The sequence below is a fragment of the Undibacterium sp. CY21W genome (assembly GCF_014284265.1).
GTDB classification, from domain to species: Bacteria; Pseudomonadota; Gammaproteobacteria; order Burkholderiales; family Burkholderiaceae_D; genus Undibacterium; species Undibacterium aquatile.
The window spans coordinates 491496-516979 of sequence record NZ_JACOGE010000002.1 but is presented as its reverse complement, the minus strand read 5'-3'; the positions used below and the strand labels follow the sequence as shown (position 1 = coordinate 516979).

Annotated in this window: 20 protein-coding genes; 9 read left to right on the top strand and 11 right to left on the bottom strand. The window is 51.5% G+C overall.

The window, feature by feature from the left end:
- Positions 1-55: 55 nt before the first annotated feature.
- From H8K29_RS06920 to glyQ, 5 genes are all read right to left on the bottom strand, one after another.
- Positions 56-976 (bottom strand): M48 family metallopeptidase, encoded by a 921-nt coding sequence (locus tag H8K29_RS06920; protein WP_186896977.1) that lies wholly within the window; start codon positions 974-976, stop codon positions 56-58.
- A gap of 210 nt (positions 977-1186) precedes the next feature.
- On the bottom strand, positions 1187-1933 hold the full coding sequence (locus H8K29_RS06915; protein ID WP_186896976.1) for a 1-acyl-sn-glycerol-3-phosphate acyltransferase: 747 nt from the start codon (positions 1931-1933) through the stop codon (positions 1187-1189).
- A gap of 32 nt (positions 1934-1965) precedes the next feature.
- Positions 1966-2541 carry a D-glycero-beta-D-manno-heptose 1,7-bisphosphate 7-phosphatase gene (gene gmhB / locus H8K29_RS06910; protein ID WP_186896975.1) on the bottom strand — a complete coding sequence of 192 codons (576 nt, stop codon included), beginning with the start codon at positions 2539-2541 and terminating at the stop codon, positions 1966-1968.
- A gap of 23 nt (positions 2542-2564) precedes the next feature.
- Complete coding sequence (gene glyS / locus H8K29_RS06905; protein ID WP_186896974.1) at positions 2565-4649, bottom strand: glycine--tRNA ligase subunit beta; 2085 nt, start codon at positions 4647-4649, stop codon at positions 2565-2567.
- A 70-nt stretch (positions 4650-4719) separates the two neighbouring features.
- Positions 4720-5652, bottom strand: coding sequence for a glycine--tRNA ligase subunit alpha (gene glyQ, locus H8K29_RS06900; RefSeq protein ID WP_186896973.1), 933 nt, complete (start codon positions 5650-5652; stop codon positions 4720-4722).
- A 248-nt stretch (positions 5653-5900) separates the two neighbouring features.
- Here glyQ and H8K29_RS06895 point away from each other — a divergent pair, with 248 nt between their 5' ends.
- The 4 genes from H8K29_RS06895 (at position 5901) to H8K29_RS06880 (ending at position 9794) form a co-directional block, all read left to right on the top strand.
- Entirely contained in the window at positions 5901-8426 is a 2526-nt protein-coding gene (locus H8K29_RS06895; RefSeq protein WP_186896972.1) for a bifunctional diguanylate cyclase/phosphodiesterase, read from the top strand.
- Between the two features lie 3 nt (positions 8427-8429).
- Complete coding sequence (locus tag H8K29_RS06890; protein WP_186896971.1) at positions 8430-8672, top strand: hypothetical protein; 243 nt, start codon at positions 8430-8432, stop codon at positions 8670-8672.
- A 77-nt stretch (positions 8673-8749) separates the two neighbouring features.
- Entirely contained in the window at positions 8750-9403 is a 654-nt protein-coding gene (locus H8K29_RS06885; protein WP_186896970.1) for a 3'-5' exonuclease, read from the top strand.
- A gap of 184 nt (positions 9404-9587) precedes the next feature.
- Positions 9588-9794, top strand: a complete 207-nt coding sequence (locus H8K29_RS06880; protein WP_200178844.1) for a hypothetical protein — start codon at positions 9588-9590, stop codon at positions 9792-9794.
- Between the two features lie 123 nt (positions 9795-9917).
- On the opposite strand, the gene H8K29_RS06875 is transcribed toward H8K29_RS06880, so the two are convergent.
- The 3 genes from H8K29_RS06875 to H8K29_RS06865 form a co-directional block, all read right to left on the bottom strand.
- A complete protein-coding gene (locus tag H8K29_RS06875; RefSeq protein WP_255423285.1) occupies positions 9918-10406 on the bottom strand; it encodes a DUF805 domain-containing protein in 489 nt (162 codons plus the stop codon).
- 104 nt (positions 10407-10510) lie between these two features.
- On the bottom strand, positions 10511-10825 hold the full coding sequence (locus H8K29_RS06870) for a TM2 domain-containing protein (protein WP_186882947.1): 315 nt from the start codon (positions 10823-10825) through the stop codon (positions 10511-10513).
- A 451-nt stretch (positions 10826-11276) separates the two neighbouring features.
- Positions 11277-11822 (bottom strand): GNAT family N-acetyltransferase, encoded by a 546-nt coding sequence (locus H8K29_RS06865; RefSeq protein ID WP_186896969.1) that lies wholly within the window; start codon positions 11820-11822, stop codon positions 11277-11279.
- Positions 11823-12080: 258 nt separating this feature from the next.
- Here H8K29_RS06865 and H8K29_RS06860 point away from each other — a divergent pair, with 258 nt between their 5' ends.
- A complete protein-coding gene (locus tag H8K29_RS06860) occupies positions 12081-13514 on the top strand; it encodes an L-cystine transporter (protein WP_186896968.1) in 1434 nt (477 codons plus the stop codon).
- A 199-nt stretch (positions 13515-13713) separates the two neighbouring features.
- On the top strand, positions 13714-14904 hold the full coding sequence (locus tag H8K29_RS06855; protein ID WP_186896967.1) for a serine hydrolase: 1191 nt from the start codon (positions 13714-13716) through the stop codon (positions 14902-14904).
- 174 nt (positions 14905-15078) lie between these two features.
- Here H8K29_RS06855 and H8K29_RS06850 read toward each other — a convergent pair whose 3' ends face one another.
- Both H8K29_RS06850 and H8K29_RS06845 read right to left on the bottom strand, forming a co-directional pair.
- Positions 15079-16110 carry a Glu/Leu/Phe/Val dehydrogenase gene (locus tag H8K29_RS06850; RefSeq protein ID WP_186896966.1) on the bottom strand — a complete coding sequence of 344 codons (1032 nt, stop codon included), beginning with the start codon at positions 16108-16110 and terminating at the stop codon, positions 15079-15081.
- A gap of 294 nt (positions 16111-16404) precedes the next feature.
- Positions 16405-17055: a hypothetical protein gene (locus H8K29_RS06845; protein WP_186896965.1), complete on the bottom strand. Its 651-nt coding sequence runs from the start codon at positions 17053-17055 to the stop codon at positions 16405-16407.
- 441 nt (positions 17056-17496) lie between these two features.
- Between H8K29_RS06845 and H8K29_RS06840 the strand changes: the two genes are divergently transcribed.
- The 3 genes from H8K29_RS06840 to H8K29_RS06830 all read left to right on the top strand — a co-directional run bounded on the left by H8K29_RS06840 (position 17497) and on the right by H8K29_RS06830 (position 23658).
- Positions 17497-18699: an efflux RND transporter periplasmic adaptor subunit gene (locus H8K29_RS06840; protein WP_186896964.1), complete on the top strand. Its 1203-nt coding sequence runs from the start codon at positions 17497-17499 to the stop codon at positions 18697-18699.
- Positions 18700-18702: 3 nt separating this feature from the next.
- Positions 18703-21891 carry an efflux RND transporter permease subunit gene (locus tag H8K29_RS06835; protein ID WP_186896963.1) on the top strand — a complete coding sequence of 1063 codons (3189 nt, stop codon included), beginning with the start codon at positions 18703-18705 and terminating at the stop codon, positions 21889-21891.
- Positions 21892-22101: 210 nt separating this feature from the next.
- Positions 22102-23658 (top strand): oligopeptide:H+ symporter, encoded by a 1557-nt coding sequence (locus tag H8K29_RS06830; RefSeq protein ID WP_186896962.1) that lies wholly within the window; start codon positions 22102-22104, stop codon positions 23656-23658.
- A 105-nt stretch (positions 23659-23763) separates the two neighbouring features.
- Here H8K29_RS06830 and H8K29_RS06825 read toward each other — a convergent pair whose 3' ends face one another.
- On the bottom strand, positions 23764-25437 hold the full coding sequence (locus tag H8K29_RS06825) for an alkaline phosphatase family protein (protein ID WP_255423284.1): 1674 nt from the start codon (positions 25435-25437) through the stop codon (positions 23764-23766).
- Positions 25438-25484 lie beyond the last annotated feature (47 nt).

Genomic DNA, 25484 nt, shown 5'->3' with positions numbered 1-25484 from the left:
GTCTTTGTGTTGATACGGATAAAAGGGGGAATATTCAGGATACTCCCCCCATTTTTCAAAAATCAGGCAGATCAGCGCTGGCGTGTTGGCGCAACTGGTGGCGGGCAATTTCAAAGTCAGGGAAGACCGATTGTACCGTCGCCCAGAAGCGCGGACTATGGTTCATTTCCCGCAAATGCGCGAGCTCATGTGCGACCACATAATCAATAATCTGCGGCGAAAAATGGATCAGTCGCCAGTTCAGCCGTATCTTGCCTTGCGATGTGCATGATCCCCAGCGTGTCGTTGCTGCCGACAAGGCCATGCTGTGATAACGGACATTCAACTTCTCGGCGAAGATGGGTAAGCGCTGATTAAATTCGCGTCTGGCTTCTTGCTGCAACCACGCCTGCACCCGGTCTTTCAATTGCTGCTCGCTCGCGTCATGGGGCAGGCTGATTATCAGCTCGCTGGCATCGTGCCGGAAATGCGTACCGCTGGCAGAGGCCGGTGTGATGCGTAAGGTAATCTCATTGCCCAGGTAGGGCAGCCTGGCACCATCACACCATTGCATTACCGGTCGGGCGCGACGTGCTGTCAGTTCGCGCCGCTCTGCCAGTTTGCGCAATATCCAGGTTTGTTTTTCATGAATGGCTTTTTCAATGTCCGCAAGTGTGACCCAGCGTGGCGCGGTGATGCGCAGGCCATCTTCGTTAATCAGGAAGCCTATGCTGCGTCGCTTCGATCTTTGCAACTGATATGTCAGCCAAGTTCCTTGCAACTGTATGCGTCGCAGATCACCTGCTCGCCGCTCTATGTCGGTCTCTGCCGATGGTAGCTGAGGTGGTGGTTGTAAGGTCGCTGGTGGTTGTGCTGCCGGGCTGCCAGGTTGTGGTGTCGGCGAACGCAGGCGTTCCGACACCAGAAAGTCACTGAATAAATCCAGTTGCAAGGCGCGTTGTATCGCTTTACCTAAAGATGGGAGCGGGGATTTCATTTCAACCGAGACACACTGAGTACACTGAACTTGTTTTGCACGCTTTTATCCGGAACAACAAAAAAGAGATTAGCCAGTGCGCAATGTATACCAAGTTGAAAAAGTCCGCAGAAGTCGCCAGAAGTGGTGGCCGGTGGCGAGCTGCATTGAGTACCGTCGCCTGTGATGCCGCGCCTGCCGATATATTCTGACGGCAGGCGAGGCTGGTATTTATTTCTGTTCGTTTTTATACACGTCAGGCGAAATCACGCGCATTTCTACTTCTATCCAGGTTTCGACTTTTTGCATCAGCTCTGCCGCTGTGCAGCCATCCGGTGAGATCGGTTTTCCCACCGATACGGTGATCAGGCCGGGCTTTTTGACAAACGAATTTTTCGGCCAGCATTCACCTGAGTTCAATGCGATCGGAACTACTGGCGTATTGGTTTCCACTGCCAGACGGGCGCCGCCACCTTTGTAGGAACCTTTTTTACCGACTGGAATACGGGTGCCTTCCGGGAACATAATGATCCACTGACCATCTGCCAGACGCTTCTTGCCCGTACTGACGACCTGCGCAAACGCATCTTTACCTTTTTTTCTGTCGATAGGAATCATGCGCAACATGGAAATGGCCCAGCCAAAAAATGGGATATACGTAATCTCTTTTTTGAAGACAAAGACCAGTGGTCTCGGGGTTGCCATCAGCAGAAAAATGGTTTCCCATGCCGACTGATGTTTAGACAAAATAATCGCTGGCGCATCCGGGAAATTTTCATAACCTTTGAATTCGTAGCGGATACCGCAAACGACTTTGGCGGCCCACACCACAAAGACATTCCAGCGCGCCGTAATGTAGTAACGCTGGTTATATGGCAGAAATGCGAACAACATGCTGATTGGTGACCAGATCACCGTGATAGCAATCATCAGCAACATGAAAATAAAAGAGCGGATAAAAAGAATAGCGCGATACATGAGATTTCCGTTCATTACGACTGACAGCAGAGTCAGATCGCAATATTAATGTCAGTTTTGATGTCAGCCTGATTTGAAGCAAGCAAATGATCGACCACGGTTGCCAGGTCGGGATGAATTTGTGTGCCCGGTGGCAGCCCGCCTTTTTCCTGCGTTTTCTGGCCTTTACCCGTCAGTACCAGATGGGGAATACAGCCGACCACAAAGCCGGATTGCAGGTCGCGTAAAGAGTCACCGATGGTATGCACGCCTTTCAGATTGACTTCATAGCGGCGGGCGATTTCCTGCAACATACCGGGTTTAGGTTTGCGGCAATCGCAATTTTCATCGGCCATATGCGGACAAAAAAAGACGGCATCAATCGTCGCACCGACTTGTTGTGCTGCTGCATGCATCTTCTGGTGAATTGCGTTGAGCGTGGCCATATCAAACAACTTACGCCCTATGCCAGACTGATTGGTTGCCACCACCACGCGATAACCCGCCTGATTCAGGCGGGCGATCGCTTGCAGCGAACCGGGGATAGGCACCCATTCATCCGGCGACTTGATGAAGGCATCGGAATCATGATTGATGACGCCATCGCGGTCGAGAATAATGAGTTTCATCTGCAAATCCTTAGACGTCATTCTTAAGCAGCGAGTTTAGAAATATCGGCAACCTGATTCAACATCCCGTGCAGGCTCGATAGCAGCGCTAAACGATTAGCCCGCAAAGCAGGGTCTTCTGCATTCACCATCACATCGTTAAAGAAACTGTCGACCTCAGCGCGCAAGGCGGCCAGCGTTTTCAGCGCAGCAGTAAAGTCGCCTTTGGCAAAGACCGCGTCAACTTGTGGTTTCACATCAGCCATTGCTTTCGCCAGCGCCTGTTCGGCTGCTTCTTGTAATAATGCTGCATTCACTGCACCCGGAGTGCCTTCGGCTTTTTTCAGGATATTGGTGATACGTTTATTCGCAGCTGCCAGCGAGACTGATTCGGGCAAAGCTGCGAATGCCTGAACTGCTTGCAAACGTTCGACGATGTTGTCCAGCGTATCCGGATTTTGCGCAACGACTGCTTCAACTTCATTTTGCGCAAAGCCACGTTCACGTAATTGGCCGCGCAAACGGTCGAACAGGAAATTCAAGACGTCTGCGGTCGGATCTTTGAACTGGCTATTGCCAGCAAATAAAGCGACGGCGTTCGCCAGTAAGGCAGATAAAGACAAGGGCAAACGTTTCTCAACCAGCATGCGCAAAATACCCAAGGCATGACGACGCAGCGCAAACGGATCACGGTCGCCGGTTGGTTGCAAGCCTATGCCCCAGATACCGACCAAGGTTTCCAGTTTGTCGGCCAGCGCGACGGCGGTGCCGGTTGCGGTTGCTGGCAAAGTATCGCCTGAAAAACGCGGTTGATAGTGTTCGGATGCTGCGGCGGCAACGTCGGCATGTTCGCCATCGTGCAGGGCGTAATAGGTGCCCATGATGCCTTGCAGTTCAGGAAATTCACCGACCATGTCGGTCAGCAAATCGGTTTTTGCCAGCAAGGCGGCACGTTCGGCCAGTGCAACGTCGCTATGCAGCGCTGCGGCGATTTTTCCGGCCAGTGTTTTGACCCGTTCTGTGCGTTCGGCTTGCGAACCCAGCTTGTTGTGATACACCACATTCGCCAGTAGAGGCAGACGCGATGCCAGCGTTTTTTTCTTGTCTTGCTCAAAGAAAAATTTAGCATCCGACAAGCGCGGACGTACCACGCGCTCATTGCCCTGGATGATGTGTTCCGGTGTTGCCGTTTCCAGATTCGAGACGATCAGAAAGCGTGAACGCAGTTTGCCGTTGGCATCGGTCAGCGCAAAATATTTCTGATTGGTTTGCATCGTCAGGATCAGACATTCCTGCGGAACTGCCAGAAATTCCTCTTCGAAATGACATTCATAAACGACCGGCCATTCGACCAGCGCTGTGACTTCATCCAGCAGCGATTCCGGCATCAGTACCAGATCGTCGCCTGCCTTTGCCAACAGCGCGGTGCGGATTTGTTCTTTACGTTCGCTGACGCTGGCAATCACTTTGCCTTCGGTTTTCAGCGCAGCGGCGTAATCGTCGGCGTGGCTGATACTGACTTCGCCAGCAGACAGGAAACGATGGCCTTTGGTGATGCGATCACTGTTCAGGCCAAGCAGAGATAAGGGGATGATGTCCGCGCCGTGCAGAGCGATGATTTTATGTACCGGACGTACAAAATGCACAGTATCGCCATCGGGACGCTGATAACTCATCACTTTAGGAATTGGTAATTTGCTGATCGATTCTTCTATGGCAATTTGCAATGCTGGTGCCAGCGCGGAACCGGCTGCAGTGTAGGTGTAGAAAAAACTCTCTGCTTTACCGTCGGCAGCGCGCTCCAGATCGCTGATTTGCAAATCGGCGAAACCCATCGCGGCGAGTTTCTTTGCCAGTGGTGCGGTTGGCTGACCTGCCGCATCCATAGCGACAGAAACCGGCAACACTTTTTCGCGGATTTGTTTATCCGGCGATGTGGCACGCGCACGCGTAATGCTGACGGCCAGACGGCGCGGTGAAGCATAGCTGGTGGCGACGGAATCCGCTTCTAAGAAATCACGTGATTTCAAGCCATTGACGATGCCAGCGGCAAACGCTTCGCCGAGTTTCGCCAGCGCTTTGGGTGGCAGTTCTTCTGTAAATAATTCAACTAACAGTGTTTGGTTCATGTTTATCTTTCCTGCATACCGGTCAGCAACCGGCATCCGAAATTATGTAAGGCGTCTGCGCGTTCAGGTTTCAGGCGACAACAGGTTTATGCTTATCGTCAGCGGCGCACATAGGGAAACCGAGCGCTTCACGCGACGCGTAATAGGCAGCGGCAACAGCGCGCGACAGATTACGGATGCGGCCAATATACGCGGCACGCTCTGTCACCGAAATCGCCCCGCGCGCATCGAGCAGATTGAATGTGTGTGCGGCTTTCAGGATCATTTCGTAGGCAGGCAACGCCAGCGATTTCTCTGTTACTTCGAGCAGACGCTTGGCTTCTGCCTCATAGTTGGTGAACAGGGAAAACAGGAAATCGGTATTTGAATATTCAAAGTTGAAGGTCGATTGTTCAACTTCATTCTGATGGAAGACATTGCCGTAGGACAGGCGCACGGTTTTGCCGTTTTCTTCGCGTTCGGTCCAGACCAGATCATAGACATTTTCCACACCTTGCAGATACATCGCCAGACGTTCGATACCGTAAGTGATTTCACCGAGGATAGGTTTGCAATCAATGCCGCCGACTTGCTGGAAGTAAGTGAATTGCGTGACTTCCATACCGTTGAGCCAGACTTCCCAGCCCAGACCCCAGGCACCCAGCGTCGGGTTTTCCCAGTCATCTTCAACAAAGCGGATGTCGTTTTGCTGTAAATCCAGCCCCAGCGCCTTGAGTGAGCCAAGATACAAATCGAGAATATTTTCCGGTGCCGGTTTCAATACCACCTGATACTGATAATAGTGCTGCAGACGATTCGGATTTTCACCATAGCGACCATCTTTTGGACGGCGCGAAGGCTGGACGTACGCTGCACGCCAGGGTTCAGGCCCGATCGCACGTAAGAAGGTGCCAGTGTGCGACGTTCCGGCACCGACTTCCATATCGTAAGGTTGTAACAAGGCGCAGCCTTGTTTGTCCCAGTAATCTTGTAATGTCAGGATGATTTGTTGAAATGTGAGCATCGTGCTGTCTGCCTTTGTCGCAGCCGGGGCGGCGCGAGGAATAATGTTTGCTAAACCTTCGATTTTAACCTAGAAATGCTGGTAGTAATGTCATCCGCTCAGACTAGGCGACACATTGCCGCAACGTGAAACGCCGTCGTGCTCACTTTTCGTTCTTCACATCAACGTTTATATTGCGTTAATGTTTTTAACAAGGTATAAAAATCTTCTCGCAGATTTCACGACGATTGAGGGGAGCGATGTAGCTGATGGACATAACAGGCCGCACAAATTCTTTGGACGAAGAGTCGCAAAGGTTGGAAAACTGGTATCTGCTGCTGGGAGAGCTGACGGATTGTCTTTGGTATCCGGATGATTTACCCGGATTGCTGGAAGGGTTTTGCAAGATACTGGTGTTGCGGGCAGGCTATTCACATACTGAAATTTTTTTTGAAAACAACGGTGAAAAATCCCGTTTTGAAGCGACTTCTGCACGGGCACCAGATTTTTTGTTTAACTCCTCAGATGATGAGCACTATGGCACCCATGCACTGACGCTGGATTTCAATGTCGCGCCGCAGATGCATCTGACATTATCTGTTAGAGCATCATTTGAACTCAATGAAGCAGCAGAGCCAAGAAAAGTATTGACGCGCTTTGCGGAAGAGCTGGTCAGTGCAGTCCGCGCGCTGCTGACCACACAAGATCATCATGATCTGCAAAATAATCTGGAGTTGCTGGCCTTATCAGTGCACCAAAGCCCGTACGCGATACTGATCACAAATGCTGCCGGTGAGCTTGAATACTGCAATGCCGCCTATACCCGTATCTCAGGTTTCAGCCTGAACGAAGTCAGGAAAACCCATGCGCTGTGGAATAACGGCGCTGCCAGTGATGCCGCGCATAGACACGCGTTTCTGGCGTTGAAGAGTGGTGAACACTGGCATGGCGATGTACAGAGCCGACATCTTAACGGCCATCTGTACTGGGAGCGCCAGGTCGTCAGCTCTTTGTGTAATGAAGCAGGACAGGTCACACATCTGGTGGCCGTGCGTCAGGATATTTCTGATAAGCAGTTTCAGTTACAGGAAGTGGAGCAGGCATTGTTGTTGCGGGAACAGGCGCTGGTATCGAGCAGCAATGGCATCATGATTACCCGTAGTGACGAGGCTGATCACTCCATCGTTTATGTGAATCCGGCGTTTGAACGGATCACCGGTTATCACGCCGACGAAGTGATAGGGCGCGAAGGGCGCTTCCTGGTGCGTGATGATCTGGCGCAGCCGGATCTGGAAGAAATCCGTTCTGCCCTGCGCGAGCGGCGCGAGGGGCGCGCTTTGCTGAGAAATTATCGCAAAGACGGCTCGCAATTCTGGAATGAGTTGCGGATTTCACCGGTCAAAGATGCTGCCGGTGCGGTGACGACTCATTTTGTTAGCGTGATTAATGATGTTAGTGAACGTGTTAATTATCAGAAAGAACTCGAATATCAGGCAACGCATGACAGCCTGACTGGGCTGGCGAACCGTAATCTTTTGAATGACCGCATTTCTCAGGCGATTGCCTGGGCCAAACGCCAGAATTTGCATGTGGGTTTGCTGCTGCTGGATCTTGATCATTTTAAACTGATTAATGATGCATCCGGTCATGGCGCCGGTGATGAAATGCTGAAGCAAGTCGCACAACGGCTGAATATGTGTGTGCGTGATACCGATACGGTTGCCCGTCTGGGCGGCGATGAATTTGTGATCGTGTTGACGGATTTGCCCGAGAGCGGTGACGTGGATGTGATTTCAGAAAAAATCATGCAGTCCTTATCCCGGCCCATGCACATCAATGGCAGCGAAATTTTTGTCACCGCCAGTATCGGCGTATCGGTGTATCCACGTGATGGCGATCATGGCGAAATTCTGCTGCGTTATGCGGATATTGCGATGTACCGCGTCAAAGAACACGGGCGCAACAGCGTGCGTCAGTTTATTCCCGAAATGGGCGTCACCGCGATCAGTCGCCTGAATATGGAAAGCGCGATGCGGCGTGGTCTGGAGCGCGCTGAATTTGCCTTGCATTACCAGCCAAAAATTGATCTGAAAAGCGGGCTGGTCGTTGGCGCAGAGGCCTTGGTGCGCTGGTATCACCCGCAGATAGGTCTGATTCATCCTATAGAATTTATCCCGCTGGCCGAAGAAACCGGACTGATTTTGCCGCTCGGCGAATGGGTCTTGAATGAAGCCTGCCGCCAGCAGGTTGCCTGGGTCAATAACGGGATGGGCGTGTTCAAGATTGCGGTGAATATGTCTTCACGCCAGTTCCGCCAGGATGATCTTGCCGAGCGCGTTGCCAATATTATTCAACGAAGTGGCGTTGACCCTCACGCAGTCACACTGGAATTAACCGAGAGCATGGTGATGCAGGATGTCAGCAGCACCCTGATGACCCTGCGTTCACTGAAAAATCTGGGCTTATCGATTTCACTCGATGATTTCGGCACAGGCTATTCCAGTTTGTCTTATCTGCGGCGTTTCCCGATTGATGAGCTGAAGATCGATAAATCATTTATCAATGATATTCATGTGAATCCGGATGATGCCGCGATTGCCGGCGCGATCATTGCCATGGGATTGAGTCTGGGTCTGAATGTCGTGGCGGAAGGTGTCGAAAAAAATGAACAGGCAAGCCTGCTCAAAGAGATGCGCTGCACTCAGGTGCAGGGATATTATTTTTCTAAGCCAGTGGATGCGTCCGCTTTTGAAGCGTTCGTACTGAAAAATCAGGCGCGGCGTGTTGAGGAGTGAGTCATGAGCAAAGCGGCGACCAATCAACTGGTGTGGCACGTCGGCGCAGTTAATGCTCTGGCCGATATATTGGTCGATGCCGAGATTCAGAAATCGCTGGCGGTGGGCGATCTGACGATTTATCATTTTCAGCATAATGGCAGCGAAAAAATGGCGGTGACTTTGCCTGATGGGCAGTCTCTGATGATTTCACTCGCGGTGCGTGCCAGCCACCCCGCACGCCGCCGGCAGGATGTCAATAATTAGCGCTGTACGTCGTTCATGCTGCATGTTGCCGGTACTGATAGACTGGCAGTCATTCCGTCATTCACCACACTTATTCCATGATGTCAGAACAGGAAACAACCCTGCCGCTTTACCCGGGAATCGCTGAAGCCCATATCCATATCGTTGCAGATGCCGCCTCAGCTGCGTTTGCGCATCTGCATCTGTCGCAGGCGAGCGTGCTCGGTTTTGATACTGAAACCAAACCCGTTTTTCAAAAAGGCCAGCGCCATCAGGGGCCGCATCTGATACAGCTGGCGACCGAAACCAAGGCCTTTCTTTTTCCTGTCGTGCAGGCCGTGAATATTGATGTCGTCAAAGCGGTACTGGAAGCGCAGCATATTCTGAAAGTTGGTTTCGGCTTGAGTGACGATTTGCGGCATTTGAAAAGCAAACTCGATATCACGACGACGAACGTGCTTGATCTGGCCAAAGCCTTGCGTGAAAACCGGCATCAGGATATGGGCGCCAAAGCGGCGGTGGCAAAATTTTTTGGCATGCAGTTATCGAAATCAAAAAAGACCTCGACATCCAACTGGGCACAACAGCCGTTGACGGACAAGCAGATTGCCTACGCGGCGAATGATGCACATGTCGCCTTGCTGGTGTATCAGCGCTGGCTGACCTTGCAGCCAGCAACCCGAAAAGCGACAGCACCTGCAACCACGCCGGCAACGACGTCAACGACTCCGGCATCGGCGCTATCGCGCTAGCGTGCGAGATTTTTTCAGGGAAAACAGCATACTCCCCCCTTATTTTATAAAAACGCTGCTATTGTCGGCATAAACAAAGGGCGATTTAAGATACTGGGGGGAGTATTATTGAGGTCCGCAGAGCCTCTGCAGGCAGGCGTGACCGCGATAACGCTTTCGTCTTAGTCTTGTTATCATCTTGCACATGATGTCTGAAACGAATAAACCGATACAGCAAAACTGCCGTTTATGCGTGCATTACTACATTACGCATGATGTGAATTTCATGTATGGATGCCGCATGTTCGGTATTAAAAGTCAACGTCAGCCTTTGATGGAGATTGTCGAAGCGTCAGGTCAGCCTTGTGAGGGATTTGAATTGAAACAACGCTTGCCAGCGTCTGGTTCGTAAAATTCCCGGGCTACAAAAAACACCGGAAAAAAGAAAAAGCGACATCGTTAGTGATGTCGCTTTTTTATTCGCATCGACGATCAGGTCAGCACCTGATGATCTTTTTTGAAGACGCCAGGCGGCTTATTTGACCGGAGCACCGTAACGGTTTTCTGTTTTTTGACCTTCGCTCGCCAGGAACACCAGCAGCACGATGATGCCGGCGACAGGAACGAGTGCGATCAGCATCCACCAGCCACTGCGGTTGGTATCATGCAGACGGCGCATGGTAACCGCAATGGCAGGGATGAATGTACCTAGTGCATAAAGACCACCGAGAAACCCCATACCTGATGAAATATTTGAACTGCCCGTGATACCGTCGACCAGACCTAAACCCATACTGATCAGGATGTTAAACAGGAAAAAGAACCAGTACTCTTTGCGACGTGCACGGCCACTGAAGCCGGCATAATTTCTGAGTACAGCGACATACCAGTCGAACGCCTGAACTTCATCGCCAGCAACGTTCGCCGCTGGTGCCGACACCGTTTGCTGCGCACCACAATGCGGGCAGGTTGCAGCAGTTTCGTGAATTTCCTTACCGCAGCCGCGGCAAAATACCATGCTCATAGTTTTCCTTTTCAGATAATTTTTTCAGCACATTGACAGATCACTAGCCAACACCGCATTGTGCATACGTCGCAGCCTTTTCGGGTTTGTTTGTTGCTGTGATCTCAGGTCCAGAGGTTGATCGTATTGCCGTCTTTATCGGTGAAGCTGCCGACCACGATCATGATGAAATCGATCAGTGCCCAGATACCCAGACCGCCAAACGTCAGCAGCTGCAAAATACCGGTGCCGATTTTTCCTACATAAAAACGGTGTATGCCAAAGACGCCTAAGAAAAAGCACAGCAATGCAGCAGGCAAAATCCGCTTGTCGGAATTGCTCGCTTCTTTTGGCGTTCCCTGTGGTGCGCCACAATTGGGGCAGGTCACAGCGGTTTCATGAATTTCCTTACCGCAGCCGCGGCAAAACACCATACTCATTTTTTCTCCTTGATTTGTACTGCGACGAAAGCGGCGTGCCAACGATGTGGCGCACGATACCGATGAATTATTGAAAAGGAAGACGCTATTCAACATGAACTTCAACTGCTTGTTGATGTGCGGACAATCTAATCATAAAAGCAATTCTAAGAGAGAACTTGTTTGAATGAAATGAAAAAATTCAAATAAGACGGAACTTACGCAACATTGTCTGCGCCAGGCATTAATACAAATGCAGTGCAAAGGCAGCGCAAAACGATATGACGAGGATGCATCAGCTTAGCGAGCGGGCTGGCTGCGCAAGAAGCTCGAATGGACTCAGTGCATAACGATGTTGTAAAAATGAACGAGCGTTGCTGGTGGCAGACGAATGAAAAAGCGACATCGTAGGTGATGTCGCTTCAGGGGAATCTTTGACCTTGCTGATGCTTGTGAGCCAGTGTTGGCAGACTTAATTTGACTGATGCAGCGCGGCGCTGTTCGCTTGCCAGACTGCACGCGGCATATCGTAGACGGCGACTTGCATGTCGTACCATGATTCGGTTGCTTTAAACTGCATACCCAGTTTTTTCATGACATGGGCAGACGCATGATTATCCGGATGACAGACGGCACACAACAGCGGCGCGTTCAGTGAGTCGAAGGCAAAGCCAGCCATCGCTCTGGCTGCTTCTGATGCATAGCCGTTGCCCCAGCGGTCACGGCGCAGCCGCCAGCCGGTTTCCAGCGGATTCGCCGGGTCGCGCCCCAGATGCTGAATACAACCCGCACCGATTAATTGACCGCTGTCTTTTTCAAAAAACGACCACCAGGAAAATCCGTATTCTTTCCAGCGCGCTTTAACGCGATCGATCATCGCTTGCGTGTCGGCGGGTGTATCCGGTTTTCCGGTGATGTAACGCATCACGTCGATATCGCTGTTCATCGCGAACAGCCCATCAAAATGACTATCGTCCATCGGAATCAATTGCAGGCGTGGGGTAAGCAAGATCGTCATTATCGGCATCCTTCTCAGGCGTCAGAGTTAATCAGTAGGGCTGCTGTGCAGCAAGACGCTCAGTGTATTTGTACCAGACCGCTTTCGCAATGCGCTTTGATACGTGCGCTCTCGTGGCGACGTCGCCACCACGCAGTGACTTTATCGTTGCCAAGTATAATCACAGGAATCATTGATTTTTATCGAAAAATCTCAACATGCTGAGTGGCCTATCCGTCACTGCTTTTCACTTCATTTCATTTAGACAGAGGCTAGTTCATGATCGGTCCGATCGCTACTTATTCCACCATCTTTGTTTTGATTAATCTGGCCATCGCTGTGGCGATAGGCGGATTGATGTACCGGCAGCAGCGCAAGGAGGCAACGTTTACCGTGCGTGTGCTGACTGGCCTGGTGCTGGGCGTATTGCTGGGTGCAGCGATGCATCTGTTGTATAGCGGTGATGCCAGCACGGCAGCGATTATCACCACGACCAATGCTTATCTGGACATCGTTGGTACTGGTTACGTCAAGCTGTTGCAGATGATCGTGATGCCGCTGATTATGGTGTCGATCGTCGGCGCGATTCTGAAACTGAATGGTGCCAGTGAACTCGGGAAAATCAGTGCCTTGACCATAGGCACCTTGCTGGCAACGACAGCAGTAGCAGCGGGCATCGGCATTCTGATGGCCAAATTCTTTGGCCTGACTGCCGTTGGCTTGAGTTCAGCCGCGGCCGAAGTCGCGCGTGGCGAATATCTGCAAGGCACGCTGGCAAATGCAAAGGCAATCAGCCTGCCCAGTTTGCTCTTGAGTTTTATTCCGACGAATCCATTTCTGGATATCACCGGCGCACGTAAAACATCAACGATTGCGGTAGTGATTTTTTCGATTTTCATCGGTCTTTCTGCGACCGGCATCGCCACAGCCAAACCCTTACTGTTTGCCTCATTTTCCCAGTTTGTCAATGTCGCCCACGCCATTGTCATGGGCATGGTTTCCATGGTATTGCGTCTGACACCGTATGGCATTTTTGCTTTAATAGCGATGGTTGTGGCGGAATCGAGTTATGCCGATATTCTGAAGTTGATTAACTTTGTCGTCGCATCGTACAGTGCGCTGTTGCTGATGTTTGGCGTGCATTTATGTCTGATTGCCGGTGCTGGCCTGAATCCCGTCAGATTCGCTAAAAAAATATTTCCGGTATTGGCGTTTGCGTTTACTTCGCGCACCAGCATGGGGGCCATTCCTATGAATGTGCAGACTCAGACCCAGCGCCTGGGTACACCGGAAGGCATTGCGAATTTCGCTGCCTCATTTGGTGCGACGATAGGCCAGAACGGTTGTGCCGGAATTTATCCTGCGATGCTGGCGATCATGATCGCGCCAACGGTGGGCATAGATCCATTTACCTTCAGTTTTATCGCGCAGTTAATTGCGATTGTGACGATAGGTTCGATCGGCGTTGCCGGTGTCGGTGGCGGCGCGACCTTTGCTGCCCTGATCGTTCTTTCGACGATGAATCTGCCAGTCGCATTAGCGGGGCTGTTGATTTCTGTGGAACCCTTAATTGATATGGGCCGTACGGCATTGAATGTCAGCGGTGCGATTACAGCAGGGACGATCACCAGCCGGGTATTGGGTGAAACCGATATAAACGTGTTTAACAGCGATGCAGAATTCACGACGGACGAGGCTGAACACCGAGTGTAATCTCCTTCCTGTTACTAAGCAGACCTCGCAAGCCGCCTGTATCCTTTTTCAGGCGGCTTGGTCTTTTTTAACGCATGTATTTTTAATGCATACCGGAATGACAGATGGTGAAAATGCCGGGGTGCTGAGATTGATCATTTTTCAAGTCCGTAGTTAAATGAATGCCGCTTGTTCTTTTAATGAAAAATAAGGTGATCGCATGGGGATAAAAAAACTGCTGTTTATTGTTAGCGGAGCTGTTTTGTTTTTCAGCGGATATTCATCTGCTTCTGCGCAAGTGAGCGCTCAGCTTGTATCAGCAACGCCGGCAGGTGCAGAGACGCCGGACAAGGCGGCGTTATTAAGTGCGGCGGAAACGCAATTAGCGAATAATATCCGCGCACTTCTTCAGGAAAAATGTCAGCAGAATCAGTTTTCCGGTGCGATATTAATCGCGAAAGGAGAGCGCCTCATTGCCGATGGTGTGTGCGGGCAGGCAAATAAGCGCTATCACTATGCGAATACGATAGACACTAAATTTAATATCGCGTCGATAGGAAAGATGTTGACCGCTGTCGCGATTGCGCAATTGGCGGACGCGGGAAAACTCAGTTACGACGATAAGTTGAGTCAATACGTGGATGCGAGCTGGTATCCCAAAAATGTACTGGATAAGGTCACGATACGGCAGTTGTTGTCACATCGCGCTGGCTTTGGCGACATGCTGTCGCAGCAGATAACGCACGCGTCCTACATCAGACTGCTGTTTTTGCGAGAGCTCGCAGATTACAAACCATTATTGCAAGGCGACACGCTGAAAGCCGAACCGGGCAGCCGGTTTGCCTATAGCAATACAGGGTATTTTTTATTAGGTCTGGTGATCCAGAAGGCATCGGGAGAAAATTTTTTCAGCTATATCCGGGAGCATATTTATCAACCTGCAGGGATGCTGAACTCTGACAGTTATTTCCGGGATGAGCCTGTCGATAATATGGCGACCGGCTATTTTTCTACGCCGGAAGCGCCGGATTTTTCAAAAGAGAATAATTTTTATATTCCTTTGCGGGGGCTGCCATTCGGCGCAGGCTACTCGACCGTCCATGATTTATGGCGCTTTACTACCGCATTGCAGAGCGGGAAGTTAATTAAAAAAGCTACGCTGCAATTACATTTGACTGATAACAGCCAGGGACAAAACGCGGGCGGCAGACCCTACGGTTTAGGTTTTCAGATATGGAATAGCGCCTTAGGAAAAGTGGCGGGACATTCCGGTAGTCTGCGCGGCGTGTCCGGCGATGTTGCAATGTACCTCGACAGTGGATACACGATGATCGTGCTGTCGAACTATGATTCCGCCGGATCCTTACCTGCGCAATTGGAGGGATTGCTGCTTAAGTCTGCGGAAAAGTGAACTTTCACCTTTACGTGATGTGAGCTTGGCCGTGCGCTTTTTTTGATCCACTCGTTGACAACGCAGATGTTAAGCAGATGCCGGTATTAAGCCCGGATGAAAAAAGCCACCTGACATGTTGTCCAGGTGGCTTTGCGATGACGGTATCAGTGCATCAGTATACCGTCAGCATGCTTAGTTTTTAAACTTCGCTTCCGCGATGCGATCAGCAACGACGCTGGTTGGCAAACCTTCTGCATCGGCGCGGGTGAATACTTCTGCCAGGGTGTCGCCGATACGGCGCACATGCGCTTCCATGCCATCTTCCGGTGTATTCAGGTATTCGTAGCAGACTTTGATAATGCCACCGGCATTAATGACGAAATCCGGCGCGTACAAAATACCCTTCTGGCGACAGGCTTCACCGATATCGGCGGTGGCTAACTGATTATTCGCCGCACCCGCAACGATCTTTGCTTTCAGGCGGGAAAGCGTATCCGGATTCAGTGTCGCACCGAGAGCGCAAGGCGCGTAAATGTCGGCCTGCACATCATAGATCGCGTCAATACCGACGACTTCTGCACCCAGCTCGTCTTGCGCGCGTTGCAATGCAGCCTGATCGATATCGGCCACGACTAATTTTGCACCTGCTGCATGCAGACGGCGGGCGTAGTCGTAACCGACATGCCCCAGGCCTTGCAGCGCAACGGTCAGGCCGTCAAAGCTATCGCGTTTGAGTTGATGTTTGATTGCGGCTTGTGCGCCGACGAAGCAGCCAAGTGCCGTAAATGGCGATGGATCGCCACGGTCACCGAGACCCGCGACGTATTTTGTTTTGCTGGCGACATTGGCCATATCTGCCGGGCTGGTGCCGACGTCTTCTGCCGTGACATAGCGACCGCCGAGACGCTCAAGCGCTTCGCCCAGGGCTTCAAACAAAGCCGGTGTTTTATCTGTTTTCGGGTTGCCGATGATGACGCTTTTACCGCCGCCGATAGGCAGGCCGGCAACCGCGTTTTTATAAGTCATGCCGCGTGAGAGGCGTAGTACGTCGCGTACCGCTTCTGCTTCGCTGGCATAGTTCCACATACGGCAGCCGCCCATTGCCGGGCCGAGATGCGTATTGTGAACAGCGATAATGGCTTTCAGGCCGGATTTTTCTTCTGAGGCAAAAACAACCTGTTCGTGGTTGTCGAAGTTGATTTCGTTAAATACAAAAGCGGTCATGCTTATGGCTCCGCGCGGCGTAATACTGTGAACCTGATAAGGCAACAGCGTCTGGCCGCAAAAAGTGAATGAAAAAGGACAAAACGGGTACAACAAATACTGGATAAAAAAAAGCTTCTGATTGCTGGTTGGTGCAATCAAAAGCGCAGGGCGGTGATTGTGTCACGCGGAAGGAAGTATAAGGGACGCCAGACATTTACTCAAATCCGGGGCTGTTCTGATACCCGCAGCAAATCAATACGGCACAAACCGGCATACATGGTGTTTAGCGCAGATTTGAATATGCCATTCATTTCATGCGGCGGCTTTATCTGACACCGGATGCAGCAGGCCGAATAATTCTGCGGTATAACGGGTTTGCGATTTAACGCAGCAACCGCGGGAATACGCATTCATGAAACCATGTCGGGTTCCTTTGGCGAGTTCTGCCGGATGACCGCGTTGGCGCAGATCGTTGACCAGTCCCGCGGGATCAAAAGCTGCTTCCTGTTCCGCAAAAATCAGGCGTACAGGGCAAACAGGAAGTACTTCTCGATAATCGCGTATCCGTGAGCCGTAAAACAGCACCATGTTCTGCAATGAACGCACGAATTCGTGCTGGCTGCTGATCCATAATGCACTGGCGCCGGCGCTGAATCCTATCGCATGAGTAAGCCCGGTTTGCTGTTGCAGGATAGTATCGAGCTTTTCTGTATAGCGGGCGACGCCGCCTTCGGCAATGAAGGCCTGGTATGCGTCTTGCTCCGAACGGAACTGGCGTTCAGTATCCTGAAACGGGCTGATGATGAGGGCGTTGACTGAGAGCTGACGTACCAGACTCTGTACCGCAGGGGTAATTCCAAAGACATCGGTGGCGATCAGTATGGTCGCAGCGGAGTTGGCTGATGCAGCAGTTACGGGGGCAGCAGGGGATGCAGTTTGAGCAGATTTGACAGAGGCTGGCACAACAAATACGGAAAAGCAAAGGAGGCCGGAGCCTACCGGACTTGCAGGGGAAAAGCAAGCCGTACAAAGGCTTGTGCCCGTCTTATTTAATACACGCAATGCCCGATTGACAAGAGCTTTGCGACTCATGGATACTGCCAGCTTCATTCCCTCACGATGCATTTAATTGAGTGCAAGTGTAATTCGCGGGATGCTGAAAAACTGACTGGCAATATTGAGTGTTTTCGGGATTTTTCCCGTGCCATTGTGTTGATGCTGACGGATGTTGGTTGAATCTGGTCCCTGTCTTTGACCTCGGTTTTACCTCACGTTTACTATTTTCAGGTCTGGTCAGCGTCATGTGTTGCGATGTTCAGCATGACAGGTTCGTTCGTTGAACCTTTTTTCTTTATTTTCAGTCCAAGCTGCCTTCTAAAAATTAGAGTATTCCGGAGATTCCTTATGTTGCGACCTAGTCTGATTGTATTAAGTATTGCACTTGCCTTCACCGGCTGTAGCAAGTTCAAAAAAAGTGATGACCAGACGAAGGCCAGCGCCTCTGCGACCGCCGATAAACCTCTGATGGTGACCAATGAGGATTTATCCATCGTACAGAGTAATGCACTCTCTTCTGGCCCCGTGATTACCGGCTCTATCCAGCCAGAACGAAAAGCCGATCTGCGTTCTGAAATCTCCTCGGTTGTTTTGCAGGTGTTGAAAGAAAACGGCGAAACCGTGAAGCGCGGCGATACGCTGGTGCGGCTGGACGACACGTCGATCAAAGACAGCCTGCATTCTGCGCAGGAAGCCGAGCGCGCTGCGGTGCAGACGTTTGATCAGGCCGAGCGCCAGTTGCAGCGACTGAAGACGCTGCGCGCTTCCGGTATGGCGTCGACGCAACAATTAGAAGATGCTGAAATCCGTCGCAACAACACGCAAAGCGATCTGGTTGCCGCAAAGGCGCGCACAGTGCAGGCACGTCAGCAATTGCAACGCACGGAAGTCCGCGCACCGTTTGATGGCGTGGTCAGCGAACGTAAAGTGTCGGCTGGTGATACCGCACAAATCGGTAAGGAACTGGTGAAAGTCATTGACCCGACCAGCATGCGTTTTGAAGGATTGGTGTCGGCCGACAAAGTCACCAGCGTCAAGATCGGACAAGCAGTCTCTTTCCGCATCAATGGCTATGGCAATCAGGAATTCAGAGGAAAAGTGAAGCGCGTCGATTTAGCGGCAAACGCAACGACACGTCAGGTCGAAGTGCTGGTCACATTAGGCGAGGGCACACAGCCACGCGTATCCGGCTTGTTTGCCGAAGGCATGATAGAAGCTGCTTCCACAGAAACACTGATGATCCCAGGTTCGGCACTGGTGCGCGATGGTGACAAGGCGTATGCATGGCGCGTCAAGGACGGTGTTCTGAATAAAGTCAGCGTCAGCATCGGTGAGCGTGATCCGCGTCGGGGCGATTTTGTGGTGCGCAGCGGCCTGCTCAATGGCGATAAGGTGGTCAGCAATCCACTGTCCACGTTGAAAGACGGACAAAAAGTGCAGATGGTGGCTTCTGTTCCTAAAAATACGCCCGTTGCAGTACCTGCACCGGCAGCGGCATCCGCTGCAGCAGCCTCAGCTTCAACGACAGCTTCTGCGGCTGCGGGGAAATAAACCATGTTTTTATCCGACTTCAGTATCAAACGCCCGATAGCGATGATCGTCATCATCATCGCATTGATGGCGTTGGGCTTACTTGCCCTGAAAAAGCTCAAGGTTAATCAGATTCCGGATGTCGATCAGCCCTTGCTGGTGGTCAGCGTGCCGTATCCCGGCGCCTCACCGGAAACCGTGGAACGGGAAGTGATTAACCGCATAGAAAAATCTTTGCAGAGTATCACCGGTGTCGATAAATTGACCTCAACTGCTTATGAAGGCAGTGCGAGTATCGTCATCTTTTTCAACTTTAATAAGAACATGGTGGAAGCCTCGGATGAGGTGAGAAATGCGATTGCCGGTGTGCGCTACAAGCTACCGGTGGAAATGCGCGAACCGGTGCTGCAAAGAATAGACCCGTCGGCGCAACCCATCATGCAGATTGCTTTGTCCTCCAGCACACTGACGCACGCTGAGATTTCACGCAAGGCCGAAGATGAATTTTCGGAAAAATTCCGGGGCATTGATGGCGTTGCGACAGTCACTGTCAATGGTTCGCTCAAGCGCGAGCTGAGTGTCTTGCTGCATTCCCAGAAACTGCGTGAATACAATGTGTCGGTGGCGGAAGTCGTGAACGCCTTAAAAAGCCAGAACACCACAGCACCGGTGGGTAAAGTCAAAGGTGAACTCAACGAACAAAGCATACGTCTGATCGGCAGGATAGAGTCGCCAGAGGATTTCAAGGCGATCGTCATCAAGCGCCGTGGTAATGAAATTATCCGTCTGGCACAGGTTGCTGATATCGCCGATGGCTTTGCTGAGATCAGCGGTTTCAGCGTCCGCAACGGCAATCCTAACGTCGGTATTTCTGTGACCCGTTCACGCGATGCGAGTACGGTGTCGGTGGCAAAACGCATTCGCAGCATGGTCGATGAGATCAACAAAACACTGCCTGCCGGTACCAAAATGGAAGTCACGCAGGATGGCGGCAAGGATGCTGAAAGCAGTCTGAATAACGTCATCGAATCGCTGATTTTCGGCGCGGTGCTGACGATCTTCGTAGTGTACGTTTTCCTTAATTCCTGGCGTTCAACTCTGATTACGGCGCTGAGTCTGCCGACCTCGGTTGTGGCCGCATTTATTGCGATCTGGTTATCCGGTTTTACCCTCAACTTCATGACTTTGCTGGGATTATCGCTGGCGATCGGTGTGCTGATTGATGATGCGATTGTGGTGCGTGAAAATATCGTCCGGCACATGGAAATGGGTGTGGACAGACGTACTGCCGCAAGTAACGGGACGAAAGAAATCGGGCTGGCAGTGGCGGCAACGACGTTTTCTATCATTGCTGTTTTCATTCCTGTCGCGTTTATGCCCGGCGTTTCCGGCGAGTGGTTCCGGCCGTTTGCGCTGACCGTTGCGTCTTCGGTGCTGGTCAGTCTGTTTATTTCCTTTACGCTCGATCCTATGTTGTCAGCGTATTGGGGTGATCCGCCGGGGCATCATGAATTGCCGAAAAAAGGCATTAGTCTGGTTCTGGCAAGGTTCAATCAATGGTTCGATCATCAGTCAGACCGTTACGGTAATGTGATCGCATGGGCGCTGCATCACCGCGTCTGGATGGCGGTGATTGCCGGCGTCTCATTTGTCGTGGCGATCGTCTTACATGCGACACTGGGCGGCTCCAGCTTTTTGCCAGCAGCCGATAACGGCATGCTGATTGTCAACGTGCGCACTCCTTCGAGTTCGAGTCTGGAATACTCTCGTCTGAAAGTCGAAAAATCAGCAGAGCTTGCGCGTACTATCAAAGAAACCAAGGCAACCAACAGCACGGTCAATCTGAGCGGTGGCCGCGTCTATGTTGATATTGGCAAAAGCACAGAACGTAAACGCTCTGCGGCAGAGATTGCCGTTGAATTGCGCAAGCTGGTCGGCAATATCATCGGTGCTGAATATGTGGTGCAGGATGATCTGAATAATGGCGGTGGTAAGCCGGTGCAGATACAGTTCTCCGGCCCGGATGCCCGCAAGCTGTTGTCGATTGCAAATGAATTCATGGATAAACTCAGAAAAGTCGATGGCGCAGTCGATGTCGGCTTATCTGAACAAGATCCGAAAGATGAATTGCAGATAGAAATGGATCGCGGACTGGCGAATACCCTGGGCATTTCTGTGAATGACGCCGCACAAGCATTGCGGGTAGCGTTTGCCGGTGTGGAAGTTGGCGACTGGGTTGATCCTACCGGCGAAACGCGCGATGTATCTGTGCGTTTGCAACCGGGTGACCGTGTCAATCTGGAAAACATCGAACGTTTGCCGATCTCCGTGACTGGCAGCGATAAGATGGTGCCGCTGGAACAGATTGCGAAAATCACGATGGGCAAAGGGCCATCGCAGATTCAGCATTACGATGGCAAACGCATGATCTCGGTGTCAGCCAACGTACAGGGACGTTCTGCCGGTGAAGTGACTTCCGATGCGCTGAAAATCGCCAAAGCGATGAGTTTTCCTACTGGTTATGCACTCGAACTCGGTGGTGCCGCCCGCTCGCAGAAAGAATTGTTCAGCGAGATGGGAATTGCATTGGTGATGGGCATCGGTCTGATGTATCTGATTCTCGTGATGCAGTTCGGCTCGTTTACTGCTCCGATTGCGGTGATGCTGTCTTTGCCCTTGAGTCTGATCGGCGTGGTGGTGGCGCTGTTGCTGACCAAAGGCACACTCAATCTGATGAGTTTTATCGGCATCATCATGCTGATGGGGCTGGTGGCGAAGAATGCGATTTTGCTGCTGGACTGCGCGCGTGAACGTGAGCGTGAAGGTTTTGAGCGCGAAGAAGCGCTGATGTATGCGGGGCGTAAACGTCTGCGGCCGATTCTGATGACGACATTTGCATTGATTGCAGGTATGTTGCCAGTCGCAATCGGTCTCGGTGAAGGCGGCGAGTTTTACCGTCCGTTAGCAATTGCAATCATCGGTGGCACTATCACCTCGACGTTGCTCACCTTGCTCGTGGTGCCGACTTTCTATGACAGTATAGAAATCAACAGCGACCGCATGGTGGCGAAATTCCACCGTCGCGATGAACGCTGGAATACGGCAGTGGCATTTGTGCTGACCTTGCTGGAGGCAATATTCACCGTGACGTTTATCCGCTTTATTTTCCGCCTGCCATTCCGGATCTGGCGCAAAATAAAAGGCAGAAAATAAAACGAAAAATCAATCCGCTATCGTCAGCAAGCCAAGGCTTTACCTGCTTGCTGACGCTTCTGAAGCTTGACGTGATACCGGCAATTCAGGATACTTCGCCCACCATTTGGGGCGAAAAATACAGCAGGATAAAATGTTTTTTACAGACGGCCTTTACCAAGGGCCGTTTTCTTATTGTTCAACACAACAACAATGAAACTGGAGAGGTCGATGACGCAAAACACCGGGCACGCTGAACAAGCGAAAATGCCGCCACAAATTCCCTACATTATCGCGAACGAAGGCTGTGAACGTTTCAGCTTTTATGGCATGCGCAACATCCTGACCTCGTTTCTGATTACCAGCTTGTTATTGTCGATGCCTGAAAACATGCGTGCAGGCATGGCAAAGGAAGTTTTTCATACTTTCGTGATCGGCGTTTATTTTTTCCCTTTGCTGGGTGGGTGGCTGGCTGACCGTTACTTCGGTAAATACAATACCGTGTTCTGGCTCAGCCTGGTGTATTGCGCCGGACATGCGTGCCTGGCGATATTCGAGGATAACCGCAATGGTTTTTATACCGGCCTGTTTCTGATCGCGCTCGGTTCCGGCGGGATTAAGCCACTGGTAACCTCGTTTGTCGGCGATCAGTTTGACCAGACCAATCGCAAGCTGGCGCAAAAAGTATTCGATGGCTTTTACTGGATCATCAATTTCGGTTCCTTCTTCGCTTCCCTGTTGATGCCGCTGTTCCTCAAGCAACTGGGTGCCAGCGTCGCCTTTGGTATTCCCGGTGCACTGATGTTTATCGCGACCATGATTTTCTGGTCTGGCCGCAAAAAATATGTGCATGTACCGCCGGTATCAAAAGACCCGCATTCTTTCCTGAACGTCGTGCGTACTGCGCTGACGACCAAAGTTGCCGGCCAATCGAATAGCGGCACGCTGATGGCATGGTTGGGCGCGGTGCTGGCAATTGGCTCGCTGTTTCTGATTCCGGCCATCGGTTTAGTCGCTGCTTTATGTCTGGTGCTGGTGTTGATGCTGGGATTCGGTGGCATGGGCGCATGGATGCAATTGGATCGCGCGCGTGGTGCCCATCCTGATGAGGCAGTCGATGGCGTGCGTTCTGTATTGCGCATTCTGGTGGTGTTTGCGCTGGTGACGCCTTTCTGGTCTTTGTTTGATCAGAAGGCGTCAACCTGGGTATTGCAGGCCGATCTGATGACGAAACCATCGTGGTTCCAGTCCTCACAGATGCAGGCATTAAACCCTATGCTGGTGATGCTGCTGATTCCATTCAATAACCTGATTCTGTACCCTATGCTCAAACGTATGGGCGTTGAGCTGACTGCCCTGCGCCGTATGGGGCTGGGTATCGCGTTTTCCGGCTTGGCATGGATCGTCGTCGGCTTTATGCAGCTGGCGATTGACGGCGGCAATTCGATTGATATCACATGGCAAATCTTGCCGTATGCTTTGCTGACTTTTGGCGAAGTGCTGGTCTCGGCGACCGGTCTGGAATTCGCTTATAGTCAGGCACCGCTGGCAATGAAAGGCGTGATCATGAGTTTCTGGAATCTGTCAGTGACGATAGGTAACTTATGGGTCTTGCTGGCCAATTCCAGTGTCAAAAGCACGGCAGTGACTGAGCAGATCAAAACGACAGGCATCAGCGTGGCGGCGTTCCAGATGTTCTTCTTTGCCGGTTTTGCCTTACTCGCTGCTTTGTTGTTTGCGCTGTATGCGAAGAACTACAAAATGCTGAACAACTATCGCAAAGCCTGAAGTAACAAGTCAGGCCGCTGAAATAAAAAAAGCCGCATGATTTTTCATGCGGCTTTTTTCGTTTTCAATTACAGGTATCGAATAACAGGAATCAACAATTCTCTATCAGTGCAGGGCTTCTGTCAGCACCCGGCCTTCGGCGGCGGATGGTGGGCGCACGCGCAACAGATGCGCGAGTGTCGGTGCAATATCCATCACCTCTGCATATTGACCGTAAGCGCCTGCTTTAATCCACGGTTTGCCCATGATCATCAGCGGCACATTCGTGTCATACGAGTAAGGTGAACCATGCGACGTACCTTGCTTACCGCTGCTGAAATACCAGAAAGGCTTGATGACCACCATGATGTCGCCGGATACCTGACGATTCCAGGCGCGTTGCATCAAGGTGCCGATACGGGTGGCTGGCAGATTGCCATTTTCCAGTTGCGTGCGGGTGAAGGCATTGGCGACGCCGGGGTAATTCAACAAGAAACGTGCGGCGGTGTTTTCTACTTCTTCCCGTTTCAGATTCTTTTGCTCTATCAGTGTGTAATCCAGAATCACATTTGGCGGTGACCATTTTCTGACCAGGTTTTCCTGCCCGAATTTTTCTGCCAGATGTTTACTCAATGCTGCCGACATTTGCTTACCATCGAGGCGCTGTGCATCGCGTTTGATCGATTGTGAGAATTCCGGCACATTCGGGAAGCCATGATCAGCAGTCAGTACGACCATGGTGTTATCAAGGCCAACACGTTTATCCAGATAACTGAAAAAATTCGCCAGCAGACGATCGAGTCTTTGCAAATGATCGTGCGACATCCGGCTTTCAGGGCCGAAACTATGATTCACATAATCATGGCTGGATAAGCTGACGCCCAGCACATCCGGCACACCGGCAGGATTGCGGCCCAGATTTTCGCCTTCCACCGCAGCACGTGCAAAGTCCAGTGTCATTTCATCGAGATAAGGACCGGTGTACAGCTTGCCGTAATATTCCGCATCCGGTTTGCCGGATTTGCTTTCATATTTAAACGGGAAGCGGTTTTTTTCATCGGCAATCAGATCGTCGCTGGCATCACCGGCATACGACGCATCTGCAAGTAAGGGACGCCATTCTTTGCCATAGAATCTATCCTGTGGCTTGCCGGCATGGTATTGCTGCACCCACTGAGGGTGGCTTTGCATGTAATAGGTGCTGCTGGCGAAATTGCCGGATTTGCCCATATACATATACGCCGTACCCGCTTTGCCTGCGAGCAGAATCGCGCCGCGATCCTTGCCGGATACCGTGATCACTTTCGCGCGGTTACCGGTCGCGTAGCGCAATTCGTCACCCACCGTGCTGGCGCGTAAATTAGCAGGCGAGGTTCCCGCACCGGGTTTGGTTTCATCGCCGATATAACTGTGCGCATTGTCTTGCGTGCAGTACATGGATTCCAGTGTTTTCGTATCTGTCCAGTCGTTCGAGATGATGCCGTGCTGGTAAGGATACGCGCCCGTCAGTACAGCGGCGTGACCGACCGCGGTGACTGTTACGCCGTGCGCCTGATGCGCATTATTGAACCAGGCTCCCTGATCCAGCAGACGGCGGAATCCGCCCTGACCAAACTGATCACGATAACGCGTGACTTGCTCTTGTGGCAAACCATCGACCACCAGCACCACGACCAGTTTTGGTTGTGCAGGTTTGTCTGCCGCAATCGCCGGAAATGCTGCCAGGCTGCTGGTGGCAACGAGACAAGTAAGTAAAAACAGCCTGCGCACAGGGCGCATACAAAGCAGGGAGGGCTTCATCGGTTTCATGTTCTGATGTTCAATGGAGGTTAACAAAACAGCCAGCC

Excerpts from the sequence above, each read along its gene's own strand:
- H8K29_RS06870 (WP_186882947.1), bottom strand. The coding sequence starts at position 10,825 with ATGAGTATGGTGTTTTGCCGCGGCTGCGGTAAGGAAATTCATGAAACC.
- H8K29_RS06890 (WP_186896971.1), top strand. The coding sequence starts at position 8,430 with ATGAGCAAAGCGGCGACCAATCAACTGGTGTGGCACGTCGGCGCAGTT.
- H8K29_RS06875 (WP_255423285.1), bottom strand. The coding sequence starts at position 10,406 with ATGAGCATGGTATTTTGCCGCGGCTGCGGTAAGGAAATTCACGAAACT.
- H8K29_RS06835 (WP_186896963.1), top strand. The coding sequence starts at position 18,703 with ATGTTTTTATCCGACTTCAGTATCAAACGCCCGATAGCGATGATCGTC.
- H8K29_RS06880 (WP_200178844.1), top strand. The coding sequence starts at position 9,588 with ATGATGTCTGAAACGAATAAACCGATACAGCAAAACTGCCGTTTATGC.
- H8K29_RS06830 (WP_186896962.1), top strand. The coding sequence starts at position 22,102 with ATGACGCAAAACACCGGGCACGCTGAACAAGCGAAAATGCCGCCACAA.
- H8K29_RS06885 (WP_186896970.1), top strand. The coding sequence starts at position 8,750 with ATGATGTCAGAACAGGAAACAACCCTGCCGCTTTACCCGGGAATCGCT.
- H8K29_RS06840 (WP_186896964.1), top strand. The coding sequence starts at position 17,497 with ATGTTGCGACCTAGTCTGATTGTATTAAGTATTGCACTTGCCTTCACC.
- H8K29_RS06860 (WP_186896968.1), top strand. The coding sequence starts at position 12,081 with ATGATCGGTCCGATCGCTACTTATTCCACCATCTTTGTTTTGATTAAT.
- H8K29_RS06850 (WP_186896966.1), bottom strand. The coding sequence starts at position 16,110 with ATGACCGCTTTTGTATTTAACGAAATCAACTTCGACAACCACGAACAG.
- H8K29_RS06825 (WP_255423284.1), bottom strand. The coding sequence starts at position 25,437 with ATGAAGCCCTCCCTGCTTTGTATGCGCCCTGTGCGCAGGCTGTTTTTA.
- H8K29_RS06865 (WP_186896969.1), bottom strand. The coding sequence starts at position 11,822 with ATGACGATCTTGCTTACCCCACGCCTGCAATTGATTCCGATGGACGAT.
- glyQ (WP_186896973.1), bottom strand. The coding sequence starts at position 5,652 with ATGCTCACATTTCAACAAATCATCCTGACATTACAAGATTACTGGGAC.
- gmhB (WP_186896975.1), bottom strand. The coding sequence starts at position 2,541 with ATGAAACTCATTATTCTCGACCGCGATGGCGTCATCAATCATGATTCC.
- H8K29_RS06895 (WP_186896972.1), top strand. The coding sequence starts at position 5,901 with ATGGACATAACAGGCCGCACAAATTCTTTGGACGAAGAGTCGCAAAGG.
- H8K29_RS06920 (WP_186896977.1), bottom strand. The coding sequence starts at position 976 with ATGAAATCCCCGCTCCCATCTTTAGGTAAAGCGATACAACGCGCCTTG.
- H8K29_RS06855 (WP_186896967.1), top strand. The coding sequence starts at position 13,714 with ATGGGGATAAAAAAACTGCTGTTTATTGTTAGCGGAGCTGTTTTGTTT.
- glyS (WP_186896974.1), bottom strand. The coding sequence starts at position 4,649 with ATGAACCAAACACTGTTAGTTGAATTATTTACAGAAGAACTGCCACCC.
- H8K29_RS06915 (WP_186896976.1), bottom strand. The coding sequence starts at position 1,933 with ATGTATCGCGCTATTCTTTTTATCCGCTCTTTTATTTTCATGTTGCTG.